5 protein-coding genes and 1 pseudogene are annotated in these 2427 nt (G+C 25.1%); 4 read left to right on the top strand and 2 right to left on the bottom strand.

Features of this window, described 5'->3' with window-relative positions:
• Both J8J04_RS03235 and J8J04_RS03230 read right to left on the bottom strand, forming a co-directional pair.
• Positions 1 to 189, bottom strand: a pseudogene (locus J8J04_RS03235) (hypothetical protein); the annotation flags it as partial.
• A complete protein-coding gene (locus J8J04_RS03230; protein ID WP_225885843.1) occupies positions 140 to 334 on the bottom strand; it encodes an IS3 family transposase in 195 nt (64 codons plus the stop codon). The pseudogene J8J04_RS03235 and the gene J8J04_RS03230, both read right to left, overlap by 50 nt.
• Positions 335 to 522: 188 nt before the next feature.
• Between J8J04_RS03230 and J8J04_RS03005 the strand changes: the two genes are divergently transcribed.
• The 4 genes from J8J04_RS03005 to J8J04_RS02990 form a co-directional block, all read left to right on the top strand.
• Positions 523 to 1125: a sigma-70 family RNA polymerase sigma factor gene (locus J8J04_RS03005; RefSeq protein ID WP_212332232.1), complete on the top strand. Its 603-nt coding sequence runs from the start codon at positions 523 to 525 to the stop codon at positions 1123 to 1125.
• 191 nt (positions 1126 to 1316) lie between these two features.
• Entirely contained in the window at positions 1317 to 1652 is a 336-nt protein-coding gene (locus J8J04_RS03000) for a single-stranded DNA-binding protein (RefSeq protein WP_212332230.1), read from the top strand.
• A gap of 143 nt (positions 1653 to 1795) precedes the next feature.
• Positions 1796 to 2050 (top strand): hypothetical protein, encoded by a 255-nt coding sequence (locus J8J04_RS02995; protein WP_212332228.1) that lies wholly within the window; start codon positions 1796 to 1798, stop codon positions 2048 to 2050.
• 128 nt (positions 2051 to 2178) lie between these two features.
• Positions 2179 to 2427 (top strand): HU family DNA-binding protein (locus J8J04_RS02990; protein ID WP_212332225.1); only part of this gene is annotated, 249 nt, incomplete at its 3' end.

The following is a 2427-nucleotide window of genomic DNA, read 5'->3' as shown; positions in this document are numbered from 1 at the left end:
AGCTGACACAAATAATTTTTTATTATCAACCCCAAAAGGAATATAAGTGATATCAGTACATAATTTTTCTAATGAATGCTTCGCTTCATAATTATTTTGAAGAAGATTTTTTAAGTTATTTTCTCTTTTAACAGCTAAATCATAATAATATTTGAGGTTTATGTTTGATTCTTTCAGATAATAGACCAAATTTACGCATCAATTTTAATACTGTTTTAGGATTAATCTTAAAATCAACTTCTTTTAATTTTTGATGAACCACCCGATATCCCAAACGTCTTTTTCTTCTTCCATCTGTTGTAATATATGAATTTTGTTTGCATATTTGAAACAATGCTTTTTCCAAGTCATTATGTGGCCGTGGATTTAAACTTTGTTCGCACTGCCGTGTTCCAAAAATTTAGACACTTTTTACTTTTTAAAAATTCTTTAAGACTAACTTAATAGTTAGTCTTTTTTTTCTTTTCAAAGACTAAAATAATTTTCATATCTTTTCTAAAAACGTTTTTAGAAAGGAATAAAATGTTAATACAAGAATTATTTCAAGAATTTTTAAAAAATAAAAAGAATTTAGAAATTCGTAATCAATTAATCAATTTACATTTGCCACTAGTAAATAAGATAGTAAACAGATTTAAATATTACCCTAAATTATTAACTAGAGAGGATTTATACCAAGAAGGAATTTTAGGTTTAATCAAATCCTTAAATAATTACCAATATTTAGGTTATGACTTCATTACTTACGCAACTCCTAAAATAAAATTTGCAATCAATGAACTAATACGACAAAGTCATTCCCCTTCAATCCCTCAAAAAACTCATAAATCCAATAACACTTCTTTTCAAGAAGAAAAACATATTTGGTATTATAATAAAACCCTTAATCCGCATCAATTATGGTTAAAACAAGTAAACCATGAATTACTACTTAAAAAACTAAAAACCAAATTAAGTCGAAATGAATTTAATATCATTAGATTGAGTTTTGGCGTTCCTTTAGAAAATATTAATGAAGATTATCGACCTAGTTATTCCAATCAAGAAATAGCCTATAAACTTAATTTATCTTTAAGACAAATAGAAACTCTTAAAAATATAGCGATTAATAAATTGAAAAAATAAATTATATGAAACTAGAAATTATTTTATATTTTTTAATTTTTTTCTTTCATTCTTTGCTTCTATTATCTTTGACTCATATTATTATCACTTAATGTCAAATTTAAACTCAATACAACAAAAATAAAAATAACTTTATCAAATAATAATAAAATCATCAACATTTAAACTAAAAAAAATAAGGAGAATAAAAAATGTTAAACAAAATCCAATTAATTGGTCGTATCACTCATGACCTCGACAAACAATATCTTAATGTCAACAACGAACAAATCCCTAAAATAGATTTTCCATTAGCAGTCAACCACACCAAAGAGAAGGTGCAATTTATTCCTTGTGTTGTTTTTAGAACCCAAGCTGAAAATCTTCATAAATACTTACATAAAGGATCTAAAATTTATCTAGAAGGAACATTATCTATCCAAAAATATACCACCAAAGAAGGTCAAAAGAAAACAAATACAAAAGTTATCGTACATAATGTCATCTTTTTAGATAATAAACCTCAAACAGATAATTTACCTTTTTAAAACAACATATTATTATATACTCCTTATCAAGTAGGTAAAATAAAAGAGCCTCTTGGGGAGACTCTATTTCTATAATAACGGTATCTTTATGCCCTGTTATTTTTATTTTAAAATAAAAAAAACAAAAAAGGAAAAAAACCAAAATGCAAAAATTACAACAAGAATTATTTATTTATAGTATGGCTACTATGTTCTTTATTATAATCACACTTGCCACACAATTTACTAAACATAACCATTTAAAAAAACATATTAATACAAAAAGCGATCATTTAAGCAATAATATATCTCAAGTGGATTCAAAATTAGATGAATCTAAAAAAGAAACACAAGAGAATTTTAATAAAATTAATGAAAAAATTGACAAAATGATAGATAAAATGGACAAAAACAAATAAACAAACAAAGGAGAAATAAAATATGAGCGACGCCATGACTGAAATTTATCGTGGTACTTATTTCAAAGACCGTAGTAAATTAAAACCAAAAGCTAAAACCAATAAAAATAAAAAAGAGAAAACTAAAAATGACTAAAAAAGAATTAATTAAAAAACTAGCAGAAGTTAACCAAACTTCAATCACTCAAACCGAAACATTTTATAAAAACTTCGAAAATACTTTGATAGAAGCTATCACTACTCATGAAGAAGTAATCTTATCCCCTAAATTAATCAAATTCATCTTAAAAACCCGTCAAGCCTACATAGGACGCAACCTTAAAACAGGTAAAAAAATCAAAATCCCATCCAAAACAGTAGTCACTTTCAAATTATCT

The sequence above is a fragment of the 'Fragaria x ananassa' phyllody phytoplasma genome (assembly GCF_018274325.1).
Lineage (GTDB): Bacteria > Bacillota_I > Bacilli_A > Acholeplasmatales > Acholeplasmataceae > Phytoplasma.
Note: the sequence above shows the minus strand (reverse complement) of the source record. Positions and strands in the feature narration are given on the sequence as shown.

Bases quoted from the DNA above. Each gene is read 5' to 3' on its own strand.
- J8J04_RS03005 (WP_212332232.1), top strand. From the start codon at position 523: ATGTTAATACAAGAATTATTTCAAGAATTTTTAAAAAATAAAAAGAAT.
- J8J04_RS03000 (WP_212332230.1), top strand. From the start codon at position 1,317: ATGTTAAACAAAATCCAATTAATTGGTCGTATCACTCATGACCTCGAC.
- J8J04_RS02995 (WP_212332228.1), top strand. From the start codon at position 1,796: ATGCAAAAATTACAACAAGAATTATTTATTTATAGTATGGCTACTATG.